26 protein-coding genes and 1 pseudogene are annotated in these 21,138 nt (G+C 35.2%); 20 read left to right on the top strand and 7 right to left on the bottom strand.

Going from position 1 to position 21,138, the window contains the following annotated elements; translation table 11 throughout:
* Positions 1-141 precede the first annotated feature (141 nt).
* Positions 142-705 carry a Dps family protein gene (locus CIL03_RS08740; RefSeq protein ID WP_094885608.1) on the top strand — a complete coding sequence of 188 codons (564 nt, stop codon included), beginning with the start codon at positions 142-144 and terminating at the stop codon, positions 703-705.
* A gap of 945 nt (positions 706-1,650) precedes the next feature.
* On the opposite strand, the gene CIL03_RS20235 is transcribed toward CIL03_RS08740, so the two are convergent.
* The 4 genes from CIL03_RS20235 to CIL03_RS08760 form a co-directional block, all read right to left on the bottom strand.
* Positions 1,651-1,773, bottom strand: a complete 123-nt coding sequence (locus CIL03_RS20235) for a hypothetical protein (RefSeq protein WP_276282839.1) — start codon at positions 1,771-1,773, stop codon at positions 1,651-1,653.
* A 332-nt stretch (positions 1,774-2,105) separates the two neighbouring features.
* Positions 2,106-2,312 carry a DUF2187 family protein gene (locus tag CIL03_RS08745; RefSeq protein WP_094885453.1) on the bottom strand — a complete coding sequence of 69 codons (207 nt, stop codon included), beginning with the start codon at positions 2,310-2,312 and terminating at the stop codon, positions 2,106-2,108.
* Between the two features lie 202 nt (positions 2,313-2,514).
* Positions 2,515-2,823, bottom strand: coding sequence for a hypothetical protein (locus tag CIL03_RS08750; RefSeq protein ID WP_094885454.1), 309 nt, complete (start codon positions 2,821-2,823; stop codon positions 2,515-2,517).
* A gap of 1,239 nt (positions 2,824-4,062) precedes the next feature.
* Positions 4,063-4,962 carry a DUF6448 family protein gene (locus CIL03_RS08760; protein WP_094885458.1) on the bottom strand — a complete coding sequence of 300 codons (900 nt, stop codon included), beginning with the start codon at positions 4,960-4,962 and terminating at the stop codon, positions 4,063-4,065.
* A gap of 476 nt (positions 4,963-5,438) precedes the next feature.
* On the opposite strand from CIL03_RS08760, the pseudogene CIL03_RS20080 reads away from it, so the two are divergent.
* A pseudogene (locus tag CIL03_RS20080) lies at positions 5,439-5,684 on the top strand (pyridoxal-phosphate dependent enzyme); the annotation flags it as partial.
* A 19-nt stretch (positions 5,685-5,703) separates the two neighbouring features.
* On the opposite strand, the gene CIL03_RS08765 reads toward CIL03_RS20080, so the two are convergent.
* On the bottom strand, positions 5,704-5,901 hold the full coding sequence (locus CIL03_RS08765; protein ID WP_206207680.1) for a hypothetical protein: 198 nt from the start codon (positions 5,899-5,901) through the stop codon (positions 5,704-5,706).
* A 132-nt stretch (positions 5,902-6,033) separates the two neighbouring features.
* On the opposite strand from CIL03_RS08765, the gene CIL03_RS19680 reads away from it, so the two are divergent.
* The 13 genes from CIL03_RS19680 to CIL03_RS08820 all read left to right on the top strand — a co-directional run bounded on the left by CIL03_RS19680 (position 6,034) and on the right by CIL03_RS08820 (position 15,577).
* Positions 6,034-6,333, top strand: coding sequence for a hypothetical protein (locus CIL03_RS19680; protein WP_133087821.1), 300 nt, complete (start codon positions 6,034-6,036; stop codon positions 6,331-6,333).
* Positions 6,333-6,533 carry a hypothetical protein gene (locus CIL03_RS08770; protein ID WP_094885459.1) on the top strand — a complete coding sequence of 67 codons (201 nt, stop codon included), beginning with the start codon at positions 6,333-6,335 and terminating at the stop codon, positions 6,531-6,533. Before CIL03_RS19680 ends, CIL03_RS08770 begins: the two co-directional genes overlap by 1 nt.
* Before the next feature lie 392 nt (positions 6,534-6,925).
* Positions 6,926-7,135, top strand: a complete 210-nt coding sequence (locus tag CIL03_RS08775; protein WP_094885460.1) for a heavy-metal-associated domain-containing protein — start codon at positions 6,926-6,928, stop codon at positions 7,133-7,135.
* A gap of 213 nt (positions 7,136-7,348) precedes the next feature.
* Positions 7,349-7,567 (top strand): heavy-metal-associated domain-containing protein, encoded by a 219-nt coding sequence (locus CIL03_RS08780; RefSeq protein WP_094885461.1) that lies wholly within the window; start codon positions 7,349-7,351, stop codon positions 7,565-7,567.
* A gap of 21 nt (positions 7,568-7,588) precedes the next feature.
* Positions 7,589-9,484 (top strand): heavy metal translocating P-type ATPase, encoded by a 1,896-nt coding sequence (locus CIL03_RS08785; protein WP_094885462.1) that lies wholly within the window; start codon positions 7,589-7,591, stop codon positions 9,482-9,484.
* A 64-nt stretch (positions 9,485-9,548) separates the two neighbouring features.
* Positions 9,549-10,250 carry a Crp/Fnr family transcriptional regulator gene (locus CIL03_RS08790; RefSeq protein WP_094885463.1) on the top strand — a complete coding sequence of 234 codons (702 nt, stop codon included), beginning with the start codon at positions 9,549-9,551 and terminating at the stop codon, positions 10,248-10,250.
* Positions 10,251-10,290: 40 nt separating this feature from the next.
* The gene (gene lgt, locus CIL03_RS08795; RefSeq protein ID WP_094885609.1) at positions 10,291-11,136 is read left to right on the top strand and encodes a prolipoprotein diacylglyceryl transferase; all 846 of its coding nucleotides are present in this window, start codon (positions 10,291-10,293) and stop codon (positions 11,134-11,136) included.
* A gap of 296 nt (positions 11,137-11,432) precedes the next feature.
* Complete coding sequence (locus CIL03_RS19685; RefSeq protein ID WP_133087824.1) at positions 11,433-11,675, top strand: hypothetical protein; 243 nt, start codon at positions 11,433-11,435, stop codon at positions 11,673-11,675.
* 147 nt (positions 11,676-11,822) lie between these two features.
* Positions 11,823-12,662, top strand: a complete 840-nt coding sequence (locus CIL03_RS08805) for a hypothetical protein (RefSeq protein ID WP_094885466.1) — start codon at positions 11,823-11,825, stop codon at positions 12,660-12,662.
* A 988-nt stretch (positions 12,663-13,650) separates the two neighbouring features.
* Positions 13,651-13,836 (top strand): DUF2599 domain-containing protein, encoded by a 186-nt coding sequence (locus CIL03_RS20385; protein ID WP_206207681.1) that lies wholly within the window; start codon positions 13,651-13,653, stop codon positions 13,834-13,836.
* Positions 13,837-13,941: 105 nt separating this feature from the next.
* Positions 13,942-14,163: a restriction endonuclease subunit S gene (locus CIL03_RS19590; protein WP_108721242.1), complete on the top strand. Its 222-nt coding sequence runs from the start codon at positions 13,942-13,944 to the stop codon at positions 14,161-14,163.
* Between the two features lie 153 nt (positions 14,164-14,316).
* On the top strand, positions 14,317-14,535 hold the full coding sequence (locus CIL03_RS08815) for a cupin domain-containing protein (RefSeq protein ID WP_094885469.1): 219 nt from the start codon (positions 14,317-14,319) through the stop codon (positions 14,533-14,535).
* A 184-nt stretch (positions 14,536-14,719) separates the two neighbouring features.
* Complete coding sequence (locus tag CIL03_RS08820) at positions 14,720-15,577, top strand: tyrosine-type recombinase/integrase (RefSeq protein WP_094885470.1); 858 nt, start codon at positions 14,720-14,722, stop codon at positions 15,575-15,577.
* Between the two features lie 143 nt (positions 15,578-15,720).
* Here the strand turns inward: CIL03_RS08820 and CIL03_RS08825 are convergent, their stop codons facing one another.
* Positions 15,721-16,341: a YdhK family protein gene (locus CIL03_RS08825; RefSeq protein ID WP_094885471.1), complete on the bottom strand. Its 621-nt coding sequence runs from the start codon at positions 16,339-16,341 to the stop codon at positions 15,721-15,723.
* 183 nt (positions 16,342-16,524) lie between these two features.
* Between CIL03_RS08825 and CIL03_RS08830 the strand changes: the two genes are divergently transcribed.
* The 5 genes from CIL03_RS08830 (at position 16,525) to CIL03_RS08850 (ending at position 20,563) form a co-directional block, all read left to right on the top strand.
* Positions 16,525-16,737 carry an SHOCT domain-containing protein gene (locus tag CIL03_RS08830; RefSeq protein WP_094885473.1) on the top strand — a complete coding sequence of 71 codons (213 nt, stop codon included), beginning with the start codon at positions 16,525-16,527 and terminating at the stop codon, positions 16,735-16,737.
* Between the two features lie 100 nt (positions 16,738-16,837).
* Entirely contained in the window at positions 16,838-17,743 is a 906-nt protein-coding gene (locus CIL03_RS08835; protein WP_094885474.1) for a F510_1955 family glycosylhydrolase, read from the top strand.
* Positions 17,744-17,764: 21 nt separating this feature from the next.
* Entirely contained in the window at positions 17,765-18,496 is a 732-nt protein-coding gene (locus tag CIL03_RS08840) for a cytochrome c biogenesis CcdA family protein (RefSeq protein WP_094885610.1), read from the top strand.
* A gap of 11 nt (positions 18,497-18,507) precedes the next feature.
* Positions 18,508-19,896 carry a sensor histidine kinase gene (locus tag CIL03_RS08845; protein ID WP_094885476.1) on the top strand — a complete coding sequence of 463 codons (1,389 nt, stop codon included), beginning with the start codon at positions 18,508-18,510 and terminating at the stop codon, positions 19,894-19,896.
* The gene (locus CIL03_RS08850) at positions 19,889-20,563 is read left to right on the top strand and encodes a response regulator transcription factor (RefSeq protein ID WP_094885478.1); all 675 of its coding nucleotides are present in this window, start codon (positions 19,889-19,891) and stop codon (positions 20,561-20,563) included. Before CIL03_RS08845 ends, CIL03_RS08850 begins: the two co-directional genes overlap by 8 nt.
* Before the next feature lie 108 nt (positions 20,564-20,671).
* Here the strand turns inward: CIL03_RS08850 and CIL03_RS08855 are convergent, their stop codons facing one another.
* Positions 20,672-20,998, bottom strand: a complete 327-nt coding sequence (locus CIL03_RS08855; RefSeq protein ID WP_094885479.1) for a four-helix bundle copper-binding protein — start codon at positions 20,996-20,998, stop codon at positions 20,672-20,674.
* Positions 20,999-21,138: the final 140 nt, after the last annotated feature.

Raw genomic sequence — 21,138 nt, forward strand, 5'->3', positions numbered from 1 at the left:
CAAGCGATTGAAGACCTGGGATACCCAGTCATCAAATCGAAGGTAAAAGCATCCCAAGTTACAATTAAAATGGAAGCTACTTCCACAGTTTGTTTAGTAATAGTGGCAGCAAATATTAAAAATAATAGGAGGAATAGAAACATGGTACAAGACAAAACACCGCAAAAAAGACTGCAAGAAGAGCAAGAGCACAAAGAACACGTACACCACACAAAAATCAACGCAGCAGCCATTGCGGATCATATTTTGGGAAATATCCACACACTGCACGTGAAGTTACACCAGTATCATTGGTATGTGAAAGGACCGCATTTCTTCATTCTACATGACAAATTGGAAGAACTGCACAACACAAATGAAGCGTGGTTCGATAAAATTGCGGAACGCTTAATCGCTTCCGGCCATAAACCAGCTTCCACAACCGCCGAGTTCGAAAAATACTCCATGCTTTCGGAAGACCCGGCTGACAAGTATTTGAAAGCAGAAGAAATGGTTGAAAATGTGATCGGAGATTTCAGGAGTACCCGCGGCTTAACCGTTCGCGCTATCCGTTTGGCACAAGAAGAAGGCGATGATGCATTCGAAGATACGCTGATTGCTTTCAAGGATCAATTGGATGAAAGTATCTGGATGCTGCAAGCCTACCTCGGCAAAGAAGCATTGGAAGACGACGATGATTTTGAAGAGGATGATGACGAAGAGTAAATATTCTTTTCGCAGCTGGTATGAGTGGGAATACTGGCCCATTGTGTGGGCGTCATCAATTTATTTCCTTCGGTAAGAGGAATTAATGGGGGCTGGGATTTTTCCAGCCCCTACTTATTTTCTTTTAGACACGCAAGGAAAGGGAAATCAAAGGTGTTATTTTGTGGCATTGTGAATCTTACAATTGCACATATATATTTGACATTGGACTTCGATTGTCAGAAGTAGCGAATTTAGATATAGAAGATACAGAACTGAGAAAGACCGAAAAATCAAGTAAATTACGAATTAAAGGAAGGTGAAACAAAATTAAATACCTTCCATTAGGAAAAAATAGTAGAATTTCCTTTAGCTTCCTCACGCGTCTGATACTTTTCACGGAATATATTAAAGCTAAAGAATGAATAAAACACGTTTGAATTTGTAGTGTGTGATTAGTTCATTAATTATATAGCTATCTATATTGGAGTTTCTTGATGAAAAATTATCCATTTATCAATTTAAATCAACAGAAATTAATAGACCTGTATATCTGTAAAAATGTAATTACAAATATATAGGTCAATTGTGTTGAAATACCAGATAATTATTTAGCAGGTAGTTACGAGGAAGTAGTAAAAGTTAAAATTGACGATGAATATTATGTTTATTTAATCTCGGTGGAAGATATTATACTTGATCGATTACGTGCTGGTGTTCATTGGAAATCGGAAGAAGGTCAAATATGGGCATTCAAACTTTTATCTAGTAACTATTAATCTGTTGATCTTGAATATTTAAGGATGAATATCGAATCAAAAGAAGAGATTGAATTGCTGAATGAATGGTTAGAACAATTGGATAAAGATTTTTCTTAAATACATCGTGAGGTCTTGTGCGGTGTGTTTTTTATTTTTAAAGAGAATACAGAAGTCAATGGGTTTCTTTTCCTTCACCGAATATGCATCAAAAAGGTTGCTCCAGCAAACCAAAATCAGGCTCGATGCCTGACATATAATCGGGAAAAACAATTGTTTTTCCACCATTCGACCAGTCTTTTTTTTCTTGTTCTATTGTTTCTTTTGCCATTGATATGACATCTGTCCATGGAAGTGGGGATGTTGAATTATATCTTGGCAAACGGATAATGTTTCAGCATTCAACTTAATTTGATGTTCACTAACTTGTTACTTTATACTTCAGACATTTTTTCTATTTCATCCATGCTTTGAAATCTCTATTCCTTTCTATGGTTTCGATATTGATACTTGTTGAAATGCATTTTCCTTAAAAAGGAAACCGATTTCATTATTTCATAGCAACCTGCTTAAGCATGAACGAAGCTAAAGCTTCTTCGTATTGCACTACATAGGAATAGGGATACTATTTTGGTAGTCTATTAATTTAGGAATATTTGTGCCCTAGACTTGTTTCTTTTCCTTTATAGAAGTAAGGATCTTATAATTTTTATGTCCTACAACTGTTGTGTTCCTTTCAAACGTTAAATGTGTATTATTTTCAGTGATTATTACGATTACTGAATTATCATAAACCTTTCCAACAATACCTTTTATGCCGAACTTAAAATAGATTTCATCGCCAATTTTTGCCTTATATCCGATATCCATACTTTTTACATCCTTGGTTGAAATGTTTATTGTTTTTTGAATTATTATATAACTAGTAACGATAAAACTCAATACTTAGAATAGAAGTATGTCAAGTTGCTTGATATATTGATTAATATCTAAACAAATTTTTCATTAGAAGACATACCATTTTCATGTACTTTTTCCCTTTAATAATTTTAAATATAAATAGTAATAAAACCTAGTTATTCATTTGCGAATGCAAGTAAGCTTCACATACGGATTTCTCCCAATACTTCATTCCGGCTATGATTAAAGTGGGTTCTGGTAATTTACCTCTTTTTAAATACATATTAATTTTTGCCCGGTCATATTTTAATCCATTTTCACTTAGATACACCGCAAATTGACTTTGATTTAGATATTGTTCTTTATCTGTAATAAGGGAAGTTGTCGGTTTTTGAATTAAATACGTATCTTTCGAAAAGAACACTACTATCACTTCTAGGGAAAACTCTAGCCAATCATTGTCCAATGTTTTATAAATCATTCAGGTTAGCCTACTTGGTTTTGCCGATTTCCTTTGCTTTTTCGCACGCCCTTTACCGAGTTATGAGCCAAGCATTAGAATTGGGAGAACAAAGAAGGAAGATACAAAAGAAGAACACCAAATATTAGATAGAGAGGCAGCTTGTTCTTTTTTGAGTGTTCGATGCATGAAAAAAAGATGGATAAGCGAATGGAGTATAGTTGCAGATGCAACTATACGAAAATGAAGTGTACTATTTCAGTGGTCTTTATGAAATAGTCGTTTTGTGAGGGTTCGATACCCGATACAAAGCGCATATAGGTTTTATTTAATAGCATGGAGTAAAGCGAAGCAAACGACACGATTTCCGACATCAGGAGGAAATTTACTTCTTTAATGCTACGTACACAAAATTTTTCCGATAAGATCAATCAAAAATGGTTTGTGTTTTAAACAAGATATGTCATTATTAGAGAACACTGAAGCTTAAGCGATAAACCCAGGCTTAAGCCTGTAAAAAAATAAATTATAAAACTATGAAAATATGGCCATAATGGTTTTAAGGAGATGATCTGATGCCAATTAAAATGACCAAAAGTGAAGCTCAAAAACTAGCAAGACCATTGAACATAGTAAAAAGTATGGAATACCTCTAAAAAGAAAAAGTAATTCAAATAAATCGGGCCAATGAGCATGAAAGTCAATATGTATTTGATATTTTATTTGGAAAAGGAAACAAAATAAGAATCGTACCACTCATGCAGAGAGCCATTGATCACTTTAATAATTACATTCGAATTTTCCATGACGGAAAAACTACAGACGAATTTTTATTCTACATTAAACAAAAGGGGAAAAGACAGGCAATGTTAGCTGATAATGTCGCGAAATTTATGAAACAATATGGAAAAACAGCGAAAGAACAATGCTGTAAAGAGTCACATTGTCCCCTCCAAAATAGGGGACTTTCTTTCAAATTACTCCAGATTATAATTTTACTTTCCTGAAATAATATGCTAAATTTTAGGTTCGCACATTAGTAATAATACTGCCTGCTCTTTCTTTATTTAATAAGAAAGCGTGCTTTTCTTTATTTAAGAAAAGCACGCATTCCTTATCTTTGTATCCCATTTTTATCTTTTTGTGTTAACCCATGATCTTCATCATCTATAGATACTGCTTTACCGTGTCTCTCAATTTTAACAATAGATCATTTGTTTTTTATAAGTAGTATCGGCAATCAGATAGGTGGAAAGGATTTTATTTTCCAAGTATGTCATTCGCAAAGATTAGATCAGGATTTGTAATATGGAATGCTTCAGATAGCTCTTCGACAGTGAAGCCTGTAGCTTGTGAAATTCCCCATAATGTATCTCCCCATACCACTTTATAAATTTGAAGGTCTTCGATTGAATGATATGGAGGAAGATCAGCTTTAATTTCGTCTACGGTGCGAGCCTCCCAAGTTAGATTAGAAGTTTGGCCTTCATGAGATGCTGCATGTGACGGGGTTGATTCTTCAGCATGTGTATCACCATGTGCTTCTTCTCCATGTACGTGTCCGTCTTCGTGATCATGCCCTTCACTATGTTCTTCTCCATGTCCTTCTTCAAAAAGATGCGTAAAGATAACATAAGCATTTACGTATTCACGACCGGCTTCTGTATCTTCAACATCAAAGTCTTTATGAGCTAATAGCTCTTCAAAAGCTGATTCTGCAACGTCACGATTTTCATCTGTAATGAAACCGCCGTCTTCTAATGGTTGCAAACTTTCTTGTGCGATACTTTCGTCAGCTGCAGCTATACCAGGTTCGACAGGTTCATGACTAATTCCAGTGTAAGGGGCGCCTTCTCCTGCACGGTGAATACGGACAAAGTTTTCAAAAAGATAACGCTCAGCTAATTCATCAATTTCTTCGTCGTCAGATTTTTCCATAACGCTGATAGCATGATCATAGATATTTCGTAATTCTTCTTCGTCTTCTTCCAGCACCCAATAAGCAATATGGTCAAAATTTCCTTCATCAATTGCTGCTTGTAGAGCATCATATGTTGGTCCTTCTGGCGTATCACAATGAGCACTAGCCAATGTAGGTACTCCGACAATCAGTCCTATAGATAAAAGTGCTGTCCCAACCATTTTCGATTTAAATTTCATTCTAAATCTCTCCTTTATATTCGTCATTTTTAAACGTTAATTCATACTGGTTGCATTGCGGAACATATTATTCTCTTCACTCCTTTCTGTCATATTCCATATTTAATTCTAATGAATCTTGTCATTCCATTCCTTGACCCAAATCAACATTTTTCATTTAAATTATTTTCTAAAATATACTAATCCCTTTATGGATGAATGAGGTATGCTATAAACGTTCGTTGAAAGCGCGCTCGTTACAGATACGCAGCTTACTTTTACAAATCTGCTTAAAGAAGCCAATTAATCGCAATCCTAGCCGAGAAGATATTGAGGTGAAAAAATTTCATGGCGCAGCATCGGCAGTCTTAGTAATCTCCCCCCAATCCCAGTCACCTTTCCTATCTCTCTGCATAAATTACCCTCAGTAATTCAATAGGAATAATTATTTTAATATGTTGTAACTATTTTAATTTCCATTGAGAGGAAGGATTTAATTGAAAGTAGTTAGTAATATTGCGGATTTAATCGGTGCAACTCTGTTAGTAAAATTAAATAATAAGTCCGGGGAGTACAGAAGTTTATGTGAAGTTAGAATCATTTAATCCGAGTGGGAGTGTAAAGGACAGGGCAGATTTTTATATGATTGTGCGGAACAGGGAGGTTTATTACAGCCTGGAGCAACTATTATCGAACCCGCCTCTGGAAATACGGGTATAGGGCTGGCGATAAACTCAGGAAGTGACAGGCACCCGCCACGAGTTACTTCCTCCAAACCACATTTTCCTGCCTCTCCTTATTCACAACGAGCTGGAAGACATCTGGTCTGGAGTAATGTCCTACACTATCAAAGTCAAATTGTGCCTCGGCAATTTTATCTGGGTCCAGGTCAGCATAAATGATTTTTTCTTCTCCAATCACAGGTTCCACAATAAAATTCCGAGCGGATTCACTATACAACTGCCACCCCTACTCAATTCATCTGGTAACGCTTCAAACGCTTTGCGATTTCGGATATGCTCCGGGTACATTTCCTTTGTGGAATACTGGTTACACAAAAGCACAATATTAGCGGGATTACCACATTTAAAAATGCGATTGAATTTAAATCACCATCGTCCCTTGGCACAGCGGATTGTCATGCGTTATCAATTACAGTCATTGAGCAAAGACGATGTTTACGCCTGTATTGAGCATCATTTAAAACTATGTGGTGCCAGGATGCCTATTTTTACAGCATCTGTCCTTGAAGCCATTTCGTTGTGTTCACAGGAATGGCCACGCGTCATTAACACATTAACCATCAATTCCCTCCTGTATGGAGCGCAGCAAAAGAAAGAACAAATCGATGAGGAAATTGTTCAAATGGCTATTGAAGAATGTGGTTTATGATGCGGACAGGAATCATAATTTTTGATGTAGGTGAACAGGACTGGAGAATATGGATTGGTCAAGAAGAATACGAAGCGTATATAGGAATGAATGTCGAAATCCGCATTCAAAATCGATATTATAAAACAATTTTCCAACAGGACTATAATGATTGGTTTGTGACGATGGAAGACGAGTGTCATAGTCATTATAAAGTTTGATAAAAAAGATTAAATTGATTTTTTATCAATAAAAGAATTATCTAGGGGATTAGGGGTGAGGAACATATTATAACGGGAAAGGATGTAGAAGAAATCGAATGAAAAGGTATGTTTAGATTATCTTACAAAGATTTCCTTTCTTAGAAGATAATCGTTTATATCCGATTGCTGAGATACTGCTCCTGTAATAATTACTACTTTGTCTTTCATGCTGCTCATTTACTTCACCTATTAATAAAATTTAGACTTATAAAAGGATGTCGCTGGGTATGGATAGCTTTTTTTATGGAAGGAATAGGTCTTCCACTAAAAAACTTCCTTGACCATAGTCAAGGCAGGAAGTCTTTCCTCGTTTTATAATATAGACATAGTCAAACAAAGGAGAGGTAAATATGACAACAACAAAATTTCAATTAGAACCATTAACTTGCCCATCTTGCATTAAAAAGATTGAAACAAAACTTGGAAAGATGGATGGCGTGGAAGAATCAAAAGTAATGTTTAACTCAAGTAAGGTAAAAGCTACGTATAATGAAGAAAATGTTTCAAAAGAACAAATAAAGGAAACGATTGAAAAGCTAGGTTATCCAGTTATAAACTAATAAATAAATCGAGTAGTTCTCAGATAAAGAGGACTACTCGATTTTTATCTTGATAGGCTGGCATTATTTAAAATAGATGTACCAAAGAACAAATAGGTGGTGGAATCAAAGAAGTTTTAAAGAAAGTTACCAAAGCTTGATTATAATCAATTAATAAAGTGGCAAAGGGTTCTATAATAAAAGCATAAAGAACAGTTGGAGAGGAGGTAAACAATGATGAAGGCAGTTTTACAAATTGAACCACTTGGATGTGCGGGTTGCGTTAAAAAGATTGAAGATCATCTGTCACAGCTAAATGGTGTCAAATCTGTCAATGTTTTCCCTCAACTAGGAAAGGTTAGGATGGTATTTGACCAAACAAAAGTAAATGAAGAACGATTAGAAAAAACAATGTCAACACTGGGTTTTCCAGTAATATCAATAAGAAATTAACATAGAAATGAGAGGATAAAAATGATTCGACATATTCACAAACACAAAAACCATATAACCGCAATATCAGCTACATTATTAGTTCTCGCAATACTTACACATGTCACAGGTTATCAAGGTTTACGACAAGGAATCTTACTTGCAGCAACGCTTATCGCAGGTATTCCAATTTTCATTAAGGCTTTCCAAGCACTTCGCATGAAGGCATTCAGTATTGAGTTACTCGTTACGATTGCTGTGATTGGCGCCATCATTATTGGAGAGTATGTAGAGTCAGCGGTCGTTACGTTCTTGTTCCTATTCGGTGACTATTTAGAAGCTCGTACATTGCAAAAAACAAGATCTTCTTTAAAAGAACTTGTTGATATGGCCCCACAGGAAGCTACCGTTATTCGTGACGGAGAGCAAATGACCCTTCCAGTAGAAAATGTAGTTGAAGGAGATCGTGTAGTTATTCGTCCTGGTGGGAAGATTCCTGTCGATGGAAAAATTATTACAGGTCAAGCATCTTTAAATGAAGCAGCTATTACTGGTGAATCTGTCCCAGCAACAAAGAAATTGGATGACAAAGTATTTAGTGGCACGATTGTCGATAATGGATACATTGAAATCATTGCCGAAAAGGTTGGGGATGATACAACCTTTGCGAAAATCATTGAACTTGTGGAAGAAGCACAGGAATCTAAATCAAAAACAGAGAAGTTCCTTGATAAGTTTGCCAATATCTATACACCAGCCGTTGTTGTATTGTCTGTCCTTGTTTATGTCTTCACAAGAGATTTACACACAGCCATTACATTCTTAGTTGTCGCCTGTCCTGGTGCACTTGTTATTGGCGCTCCTGTATCAAATGTCGCTGGTATTGGGAATGGTGCGAAAAACGGGGTACTTGTTAAGGGTGGAGAAGTGATGGATAAATTCTCGAAAGTCGACACACTCGTTTTTGATAAAACAGGTACATTAACAAAAGGAAAACCAGAAGTAACAGACATCCATACATTTGATAATCAAGATGAAAATGAGTTATTACGATTGGTTGCTCAGGCAGAAACAATCTCTGAACACCATTTAGGTCAAACCATCGTGAAAGAAGCAAAAGCAAGAGAATTGAATGTAGGCGAAAAACCTGAGGATGGTGAAGTCATTAAAGGGAATGGACTTCGTGCCAATGTAGAAGGATATCGTCTAGCAATCGGTAATCGGAAGTTAATGAATGCAGAAAATATTGACGTACCTATAGAGGTCGAAGCATATGCGATCCAACGAGAGAAATCTGGAAATACAGCTATCTTTGCAGCGGTAGATGGAAAAGTTCGAGGAATCTTCTCGATTGCTGACCAAATCCGTGATGATGCACCAGCTGCATTAGTGGAAATGAGAAAAAATGGGATCAAAAAAATCATTATGCTTACTGGTGATAATAAACACACCGCAGAATTAGTTGCAAACCAATTAGGCTTAGATGAATTTCATGCAGAATTATTACCGGAAGACAAAGTAGAATATGTGAAGAAAATGAAAGCAGAAGGTCGTGTCGTAGCCATGGCTGGCGATGGTATCAATGATGCCCCTGCCATAGCAACCGCAGATATTGGACTTGCGATGGGTGAAGGTGGAACGGACATTTCGATGGAAACAGCAGATATCGTTCTAATGGCAGATAAGTTAAAACAATTCTCACATGCCTATTCTCTATCAAAAGCAACCATTCGGAATATGAAGCAAAATACATTCCTTGCTGTCGGTATTGTCTTTGTCCTACTAGCCGGCGTTTTAGCAGGAACTGTCCACTTAGCATCAGGTATGTTCATCCATGAAGCAAGTGTAATACTTGTCATCTTAAATGCAATGCGATTAATTCGTTTTAATCACAAAAATATGATGGGAGTTACAAATATGCAAGTTGCACATGCATAGGAAAGAGGCCGGGAGGCCGGTCTTTTTTCTCCATAGTCATTATTTAAGCGAAGGAGTGAAAAGCATGCATACTCATGACAATACCTATGATCATCATACCATTGGAACATATAAACCCTGCGTTTCTTTGGTTCCTATATTTAATCATTTGGATGCAATGCAACTAGATGAAATCATTGAAACAACCAAATCTACTTCCTATAAAAAAGGGGAAATCATATACCATGCAGGTGATCAATCTGATTCACTTTATATTGTAAATAAGGGTAAAATTAAAATTTACCGATTAGCTGAATCGGGAAAAGAACAACTTGTACGTATATTAAGTCCGGGCGAATTTACAGGTGAATATGCTTTATTTAATGAATCAATTCATGAATCCTACGCTGAAGCACTAATGGATACAAGTGTATGCATGATAAAACGTTCAGACCTACAAGAAATTCTAATGAAGTTCCAATCCATTTCATTAAAAATCTTAGCTGCTTTTTCAAAAAGAATAGACCAGTCCGAAAGACAAACAACATTGTTTGCAACGGAGAAGGTAGAAACGCGGATTGCACTTTTTCTAGCACAATGTCTTGGGAATGATCAATCAAATGAGATTATCCTACCAATGAGTAAAAAAGATATAGCTTCCTATTTGGGAACGACACCAGAAACGATTAGTAGGAAGCTAACCCAATTAGAAGAAAAGAGATATATTAAACAGAAATCAAATAAAAAAATAGAAATAGTGGATTTAGATGGCTTATTGCTTGTTTAATAAATGAATAGAAGAATTATAGAATAGAGGTTTAAAAGTGATATTTACAACAGTAGACCCCCTGAATAGGGTGTTTTTGGAAATTGGACCGCTTACGATTTATTGGTATGGTGTAATTATTGCCATTGGTGCTGCTTTAGGCTTATGGTTAGCCATAAAAGAGGCAGAACGGCTTGGTTTAGATAAAGATTTGCTTGTAGACTTTATGGTTTACGCCGTACCAATCGCAATTGTTTTTGCGCGAATTTATTATGTGATTTTTGAGTGGGAAAGGTATGCTGACGGACCATTTTGGCGTGTGTTTGCTGTTTGGGAAGGTGGCATTGCTATACATGGAGCAATTATCGGTGGAGTACTCACGGCAATTGTATTTTGCAAAGTAAAAAAAATATCATTTTGGCAATTAGCCGATATTGTGGCACCTAGCCTTATTTTAGGACAGGCAATCGGTCGCTGGGGAAACTTTATAAACCAAGAGGCACATGGAGGACAGCTTTTAGATGGCTCGTTTATATATGAAATTTTGCCAGAACTCATCATTAATCAAATGACGATAAATGGTATGACCTATCATCCCACATTTTTATATGAATCAATGTGGAACATTATCATTCTCGTTTTACTTCTGTTATTAAGGAAATCAAATCCGTTGCGAGGGGAAGTATTCTTAACTTATTTGATGGGATACTCTATAGGTAGGTTTTTTATCGAAGGTATGCGTACAGATAGTTTGTATTTAGTTGGTAATCTACGGACTGCACAACTCGTTTCGATTTTACTTATTATAGGATCGCTTCTTTATATTATTTATCACCGTAGAACAATCAAGGTGAGGTATAATGAACCGAAAAAACGTTTTAAAAAAAAGCAGAAAATAAGAAGATGAAATACGGAAATTTGTAATAATAGAAACAAGAATCGTTGATTTTTATGTAAGAATGATAAAAAGATTTCCAAGCCGCCAATGTTACAGATTGAGAATGGATTAAAGTTAAGTTTATTAATGATTTCACTATAATTGATAGAAAGTTGCTCCGGAAGTTGTGTTCTCTGAGCAACTTTTTTAATAAATCAAAGCAGAAACAAGAGTCTGATGTTGTTGTAAAATTTAGAGAAGCTCTAAAGGTCTATTTATACGCTCTACAAAATGGTACGCTTACAAAGGAAATCATTATAGATGTAATGAAGCATTTGGATGAATTGATAATACAACCTAATTATGAAAAGATCAGCAACGAACTCCCAATGGATAGATTTGATTTGCTTATAAATCCAATATTTGAATATACAAAAGAACTTGCAATAAATAATGCCGTTGAACTAACTAGTATAGAGAAAGAAGCAACTTCGAGATCTGAGGATCCACTTATAAATTTTCAGCGTTGTCTAGAAACACAAAAGCGCATTTTTGAACTGGCTTCTTAAATCCTCGTAAAATCGAGAGCATGATTAGTACTATCTTAAAATCAATACTGTACTTATAAAATTCTGTATATATGTATTCCTGTATTTACACGTAACTGTAGATATAAGATTGTATAACCAAAAATATTTACGGGAGGTGATTTACTAATGACGAACGAAAGTACTGTTCATATTGAGTTTAATAAATTATCGTTAAGCCCTGGGGTACAAGCTGTTCAAAAACAAGCACTAGCTGCAGTCGTTATTGGATCACAATTGGATAGTGCAGGGTTCTATAACTTTAGCAACCAATATAAACAAATAGCTTCAGCTGCAAATCAAGTGATACGACCATTAGCAGACTTACACTCCTATACCAACCGTATCAGTACTCAAATGTTACCTATAGTGGAAACAATACATTCTACGGTATCTAGTTATGTTGCAATTCAAGATACAATAAACCATATGAACCTAATAAGTCGTAATTTAAGCGAAATTGTAGGTGCTACTACGGGAATGCTAAGTCGAACAGTTTCAGGTTTAAGGAATCTACAAATGATTAGTGTTCAGACCATCGCAGACACGTTGAAGCAAGTCGGTCCGTATAACCTGGCTTCTTCTTTTAAGCATATAGATTTAACATTAGATGTTAACTTCGATGAATTACCAGTTCGGGAAGCCGTAAATCCCTATGATGAGTTATCACCTCAAGAAATAAACGAAAAACTTAAAAAGGAAATCGAAAGAGATAAAGAAATACTCGGAGTGAACGTTCCATACAATGTCCTGGGTATGGGGTTTATCAAGGATGTTTACCTGCCGGTGACAGGCATGGCATATAGTCTCGAAGCTTCAGGTGCGATTGATGCAAGTTTTGCTGTTCAATTTTTTATTTTTGCCATTCTACCTTTTGTTCTTAATCTTTCTACTAAAAACAATACTAGCACGAAAGAGGAGATCAAGCTGGACGTAAGGATAAAATCTGATGACGGAGAGAATATTTGAGAACAATAAATAGTATACTTAAGTAAAAAAATAAAAGAGGTTCAAATGATTTTAAGAGAGATTCTCCCAAACAAGAAGGATTTCCAAACAATATCAGGTAAGAAGCATTTTCCAACAAGGATTATTTAGCATTGGTTCCATATACACTGTTAAAAAGTGATAATTCTTCAGTTATTGGAACTGCGTTTGATTATTTAGCGAGAATTATGCTTGCCTGAGAAGCTAAGGCACACAGAGATAAAGCCTACTCAAATCTAACAGCAGAGGGCGGGTTAAGGCTTTTATCTCGATTTTTAAAGAACCATCCTTCTATTGAGTCCAAAAGTGAAAAAAGGTATGAAAAAAGTATAAAAAAATTAAAAGCATTTACTAAAAACAAGCAAGATGTTAAGAAACTGATTTTAGATGCTTGTTTCCTTGCTAAACTTGAACGTATTTACCGTTCCGGACTCCACCCAGCCAATCCTTTTGAAGAGTCTTTTTTTGATGAACCTGATGATAAAGTCATTAAAGATCTAGAACTACTATGTGATGTATTTCAAGAAAATTTCGTCCCAATAATCAACCCATCCAGTGACATCATCTATAACCCAAACTTCGGTATTTCCTCTGCTTTTGTAGGGTTGCAGACGGTGATGTTATCATCGATGGAAATCTATATGATTTTAAAAGTGGAAAGAAAATAGGTTATAATTGGCAAGAAATTGCTCAAATAGTGGGTTATTATTTACTTAATGGGGTACCGCCAACATTTCGCGGAAAACATACGTTAAGAAGCGTAAATTTGTTTTATCCGTTTGAAGTCTATTGTTCATAAATGCATGTATGGATAATGAACGTTCGTATATTACAAAACACCCATTCACGAACGTCTTTAAGTGGGAAACAAATGGAATTCCCAAGCGTTTGTAAATGTATAGATTTACGGAATACCTAATTTTCTTGTATTCCTTAATGTAGGAAATATCAGCTTTCTTCGTGTCGAATTTTGCTTAGCGTATGTTTTCCGCTTTTTGTTGGTAGGACCCCTTATTGGAAAAACCAAAGTGGTTTATACGATCAATACAGTTGTCACTATGGTTATGCCGCAACTAAAAACCCATGGAATATAGAGCCTTGGAGACCAGATGTATCAACACTTGCTACAATTATAGCGAAATGTAATCCAAAATAAGTGAATCAAGATTAAAAAAGTGAAAATGAGGTTCCAGTATATTGATAGAACTTCACAAATTTAATGAGCCTTTGGAGTTCGATAAAACACTATGTTTATTGAGCTTTGAAGGCTTATTTATTATATCGACATAATTGCGTTTTCTCAGATTCAGTAAAGCGCTTAAAATTAAAAGAACGAAAGGGTAATAGTTATATCTATTTGTTTTTGAAAACAATGATTTTACAACAAAAACAGAAATATCATTATGGATATAAATTCAATACCCAAAGAATGAATCGACAAAAAATACTATTACCAGTAAATCAAAACCCGAATTATTCATAGCTTAATACGATAACTATTACTAGCCCAGTTATATCAACTGTTATGAAAACAAAAGAATATCACCATAAGGTGAAAGTAAAAAACATGAAAAGAAGCCAACTTTTGGTAATGTAATTAGTGACTAAACCAAAACATTCCAAGGGGGCTCCTTCTATGACGATTGTAAATGAAAAGTCGATGAACTTCAATAAACTTGTGAAAGTAAATTTTAATGGCGGTGATGATATTGGTTTGGAAGTTTATCCGCACACCGATAAAATTTTACGAATTAAACAAGGGCAAGGACTTGCTCAAATGGGGGTAGCGTCAGGAAAATGCTTAACGTTGTATATTCGCATTTTCCTGACGCTACCCCTATATACATTAAGTTGAAAATTACGAAGTAGATAAACTAGTTAAATGGATAATAAAAATGTATGCATTAGATTCTAAACACAACATAATGTCACTTATGTTGTGTTTTTATTATAGTTTGATAGACTAAACTTTAGATAATCCGACATAATTTAAGATTAATTAAGTTTTTGTAGTCCAACATAATTTATGGGGTGAGTGAATGATTGAAAAGTTCATTGATTATTTGAAAGAAAAAGACCTAAAGGAAAATTCCATTAAAGGATATACTCAGTCAGCCAAGGGTTATTTAAAGTGGTTTGATCAATCAAAAGATATTTCCTTTCAAAAACTAAATCACGAGAATGTTCGTGAATATGTCTCGTTTTTGAAAACGGTAAAAAAATTGAAACCTAGAACAATAAACACAAAACTAAGCGGTTTAATTAAATTTAACGAATTTTTGGTGGAAGAATTAGCGGTACAGCCAGAAATGGTAATTGGTAAAAAAGATTTCGAAAAAGTACAGCAGCAATATGCTTCTTTGTCAACGGTGGGGTGTGAAGATGTAGAAAAGTTCCGCCAAGTAATTTTAGATGACGGTAATGTTCGCTATTATGCTTTATCAACTATATTTGCATATGCTGGGCTTCGGTTATCTGAGGCATTGAGTTTACATACAGATGATGTGCATTTAATTACCCGTGAAATTACGGTGAGAGATGGAAAAGGCGATAAAAGTAGAATTGTTTATATGAGTGAGAAAGTAAAGATTGCTCTTCAATCCTGGTTCAAAGAACGAAATAACAAAGATATTGATGCAGATTACTTGTTTCCAAGTAACAGAAAACGTCGGTTGGACCGGACAGTAGTTAACATCGCATTCCAGAGGTACTCCAAACAAATTGGCAAGAACATCACTCCACATGTATTACGACATTTCTTTTGTTCTAATGCAATCAACAAAGGTATGAGCATTCACGAAGTAGCAAATCAAGCTGGTCATTCCAATATACATACAACTTTATTGTATACGAATCCAACAAAAACTGAGATGCTAGATAAAATGAACCAATTATAAAATGGGGTATAAGCAAGATAGGATTTTTTGCATGATAGTGTAATTAGATAAAGTTCCGGTGGATAATTTTTACTTCCGGAATCATTGTTTAGAGCAATCTGGTAAGTAATGTTCCAGATTGCTCTAGTGGATTGTTTTTATATTTATTTAACCGGGGACAGTTCACTCTCCGTTACCCATTTATGATTTGTAACTTCATCTCCAGTTTGCACATCTGTATAAGTTACCATATAAACGGTGGTATCTTCGGCAGATTCTATAACAGCTTCTGCTCCATCCATCCCTTTCATATGATCCGCATTTAATACGACTTCATCCCCCGATTGATAGGGCTCTTCTTCTGCATTTTCAATTTCTTCATGAATAACCCATTTATGATCCTCCACCTTTTCTCCGCCAGTAGTTGGAGTATAGGTCACTGAATAAACTGTTGTGCTATAAGCACCTTCAATGGTTGCTACAGCTCCATCCATTCCTTTCATATGTTGTGCATTCATGACTGCTTCACTTCCAATGGGGTAAGTTGGACTTTCCGCAGATGCTAATTCTGCAGGAACCTCACCTGAACTTGAATGATCCATTCCTTCCATGGAATCAGATTCAGATTCTGTAGATTGATCGCCATTAGCCTCATCTGCACTTTGTTCCGTTTCCGTATCAGCATCTTCATTTTGGCTTGGTTCGTCATTGTTGCCTGCACAAGCAGCTAGCGTAAAAATGGCAAGCAATAAGATAGATCCTATCAGCAATTTTTTGAATTTCATACATATACTCCTCTCATTGTATGTTCTTAGATACGTTACCCTTCAAATTTGCAAATTATTTGCAGATTATGTTACATCTTCGTTAAAATCTTCTGTTTTAAATGAAGATAGGATTGTATGCATATTTTCTTGATACTTTAATTGTATACTATTGAAAACTAGTTATATAAGAAGGTGATTATAATGCACTCTATGCATGGATTCGGCTCAATATGGCCAATGGTAGGTATGATTATATTTTGGGCTGGTTTAATAATTTTAGGTATTTATCTAGTTTCCAGTTATGCTAATGGAGGAAGAAAAAAAGATTCACTGGATATATTAAAGGAAAGGTTGGCAAAAGGTGAAATAGATGAATCAGAGTATGAACGATTAAAGTCAATCTTAAAGAAATGATAATTACTCTGCACAAAAAATAAATACATTTTTTGTATAATATTGCATTATTTTTAGTAGCGATTATGAAGAGTTAGGCTGAAGTGGAGGATAAGTTAGAATGATTAAAAAAGTAATGGTGATTATAACATTTATTGCCGGTTTAATTATAGCCGGATGCAGCAGTGATGAAAATGAATCCTTTGAAACTCCTTTTGATGGGTCAATAGAGCATGTCCATGGTATGGGTTATGCTGGAGGCGATAATGGTTTATATTTTGCATCTCACACAGGATTAAAGATTTACCGTGATGGTGAATGGTATGAAACTACAAAGAATTTTAATGATTACATGGGGTTTAATGCGGTGGACCAGGGTTTTTATACGTCAGGCCATCCGGGTGAAGACTCAGATTTGCCTAACCCAATCGGTCTTCAACGAAGTTTTGATGGAGGAAAGACTCTGGAAAGTTTGAAATTTGAAGGGGAAACAGATTTTCATGCTCTGGCAGTAGGCTATAATAGTCATGATATATTCTTAATGAATCCAGGTAAAAACTCTGAGTTAGATCAAGGCTTTTACAAGAGTATAGATGATGGAGAGTCATGGGAAAGTGTCAATGCTTCTGGCTTAGAAGGTGAAATATTTGCATTAGCTCTTCATCCCTCTGATTCAAATTTAGTTGCTGCAGCAACAACAGCGGGTGTTTATATTTCAAATGATGCTGGGTCGAAATTTCAATTAATTACAGATGCAGCACAGGGAACCGCAGTGTTTTTTAATGAAGATAACCTATTCTATGCAAGCTATAGCAACTCTCCATCTTTAATTAAATATGATATGGAAGAAGGAAAACAAGAAAAAATTAATTTGCCAAATTTAACTGAGGACGGTCCTGTCTATATTGCTCAAAATCCACAGGATAATCAAGAATATGCTATTTATACTACAAAAGGACAAGCCTATGTATCAAAAGATGGTGCGGAATCATGGGATCAAATTTTAAAGAATGGAAAAGTATACTAAGTTTAAGAGGGTTGAATGGAAATGTTTGACTTATTTAATCAAATTAGTAGTTTATTAAGCGGACCAATTCATGAGCTAGCCTATGGTTTTGAACATATTCCAATATTATTTGCTTTTTTACTTGGAGTCATAGGGGCTGTTGCGCCATGTCAGCTTACAAGTAATATTAGTGCTATTACCATATATGGGAATAAATCGTTAGTAGATAAAGTACCCTGGTTACATGTATTCTTCTTTATATTAGGGAAAATAATTATCTTCTCCATTCTGGGCATCATTATTTGGCTGCTTGGAAGAGAAGTGAATAGTTCATTAACACAATTATTTCCTGTAATTAGAAAAGTAATTGGCCCTTTGCTTATCATAATTGGATTTTTTATGATGGGATTATTTCGTTTTAGGAAATCGTTAGGAATTATCAAATTTCCAACAAAGAAATTGAAAGATAGCTACTTAGGAAGTTTTTTAATGGGAGTGAGCTTTACATTAGCGTTTTGCCCAACCATGTTTGTTTTGTTTATATTAACATTAATGCCTGTAGTTTTGACAACATTGTATGGTGTAATATTGCCCTCTATATTCGGAATTGCTACGTCTCTACCACTTTTGATCGTAATCTTTCTTATTTGGTATTTTGGTGCAAGTGGTGCAATTCTAAAGAAAAGCAAAAAGATAGGTGCGATAACACAAAAGGCTGCTGGTGCGATGCTCCTTCTTATCGGTATCTTTGATACACTAACCTATTGGCAGTAAAGGGGGCTGTTATGTTTAATAAACTATCTTTGAAAATCGGATTATTATTTTTCGTGTTCATCTTAATCATTGAATCGTTTTTGTTTTTTATATTATATACTAATTTGCTCAATGATCGAATTGAAGAAGTAATGGACAATTTGTTAGCACGTGGCAATACACATCGGGCTGTTTTGGAAGACAATTTTGAAAGTCCAACATTAGAACATGTGGGACAGATGGAATCTGCCTCTGATTTTGCTGTTATAATTACCGATCCAACAGGAAATATAATCATAAATTCAGATCCAATTGAACAGGAAATGAAAGAAGTAATTGAACATACCGATTATGAAAACGTGCCAACAGAAGGTGAAATCGTAGAAAATCGTTGGACTGAGAAAAAATATCTTGTGACTGACAGCCCAATTACGATTAATGGAGAGCACCAAGGCCATGTCTTTATGTTTGCCCCTACAAATAATGTGAAAAAGATTGTTGGCCATTTGGGTGAACAGTTTCTTGTGGCTGGTATGATTACAATACTATTAACTATTATTACCATATTTATTCTATCCAGATTTATTACACATCCAATGATTAAAATAAATCAGGCAACAGAACAGTTAGGATTAGGGAAGAAAAAGGTTGAATTAGATACGGGAAGAAAAGATGAACTGGGAGAGTTAGCGAATTCTATAACAAAATTATCACAAGACTTGGACCAATTAAAAAATGAAAGAAATGAATTTTTAGCAAGCATATCGCATGAACTCCGCACGCCATTAACCTATATTAAAGGATATGCAGATGTAATCAGTAGACCTAACATTCCTGAAAAGAAAAAAGGAGAATATATTGATATAATCCGGGAAGAAACGGAACAATTAACTGAATTAATCAGAAATTTATTTGAATTAGCTAAAATGGACCAAAACAAGTTTGTTATCCATCGTGAAAAGATCGTGTTAGGAGAATTGATCCATTCACTGGCAGGGCGAATTAGACCTGCCTTTGCAGAAAAAAATATCACATTTTCTGTTAGCTGCCCTGAGGATACAATAGTATATGTTGATACGGAAAGATTTCAACAGGTTTTACTAAATATTTTGGATAATGCAAGAAAGCATTCATACGACAATGGACATGTTTCATTAGCAGTAAATGAGATGAATGAAGATATTAAGGTTATTATTACAGATGAAGGCGAGGGTATTCCAAAAGAAGACCTGCCACATATCTTCAACCGCTTATACAGAGTTGAAAAGTCAAGATCACGGAAAAGCGGTGGAACAGGCTTAGGATTAGCCATTGCTAAAGAAATAATAGAGTCCCATGGAGGGAGCATGGAAGTGCAAAGTAAATTGGGGGAAGGAACATGCGTCACTATATCGTTAAGGAGAGGCTGCAAAGATGAATAAAGTTTTGATTGTAGATGATGAGCAGCGAATGTTGGATTTATTAACTTTATATCTGGAACCTTACAATTATACTTGCAAAACAGCACTTGAATCAGATGAAGCTTTGAAACTCCTAGAAGAGGAGTCTTTTGATATCGTATTGCTTGATATAATGATGCCAGAAATGAATGGATGGGATCTTTGCAAGGAAGTCAGAACATTTTCGGATGTTCCTATTATTATGGTTACTGCTCGTGAACAAAAAGGTGATATTGTGAAAGGGTTAAAATTAGGTGCGGATGATTATATCACCAAGCCGTTTAACGAAGATGAATTATTAGCCAGAATAGAAGCACTGTTGCGTAGAAGGAATCCAAATAATTGTGTTGAAATAAATGGTTTGCTATGGGATGAAACGAGGTATGAACTGTCTTATAAGAATAATCATATCAGATTAACTCCAAAAGAATTTGCCATGATTGGACATTTAATTAAGAACCCAAATCAAGTATTTGAAAGGGAGCAACTAATTGATTTAATCTGGGGTTTCGAGTCAGATACCGGAGGAAGGACGGTTGACTCTCACGTTCGAAATATCAGAGAAAAAATCCGCCAAGCGGGATTTCCAATCGATGAGTATTTTATAACTGTTTGGGGTGTAGGGTATAAATGGGTTAAATCACCTTAATATCTTATAGGTTAATCTACTTGAAAAAAATTATTAAAAAGATTGCTCATAATCGAGTTGTGAGCAATCTTTTAAGTAGTAGTTTAAAGTTTCAACGTATAATTAAAGTCAAGCGATACTTCTGCAAGCCTCTGCGCATTTAAAACAAGCTTCTGCACATTTTTGACAGTGTTCGTGGTCATGTTTTTTACATTCATTCCCACAAGCCTCACAAATGGTAGCACATACGGATGCTAATTCTGAAACAAATGGCGTGCCTCTTGAGATTGCTTGTTCTAAATAAGCACAAATATCAGCGCATTCTCTATCCAGTCGAATGCACTCGGCCATCATTTTAATATCGTCCTCTTTTAGACATGCATCATAACAGTGATTACACTCAGTCATACATTCATGTAAAGTTTGTAATAGTTGCTGATGTTGTTCGTGTGCCATTTATAAAACCTCCATATTAGTAATTTATTATATAATATAAACTTCCCATTATTTTTAAATATAAACTGATATCATAAAACTCCATAAAAACTGCACAGATTTTTTACAAACACAGAATGATTATATTCATCTATTTTTAA

The organism is Virgibacillus indicus (genome assembly GCF_002266285.1).
In the GTDB taxonomy this organism is placed as follows: Bacteria; Bacillota; Bacilli; order Bacillales; family Amphibacillaceae; genus Virgibacillus_K; species Virgibacillus_K indicus.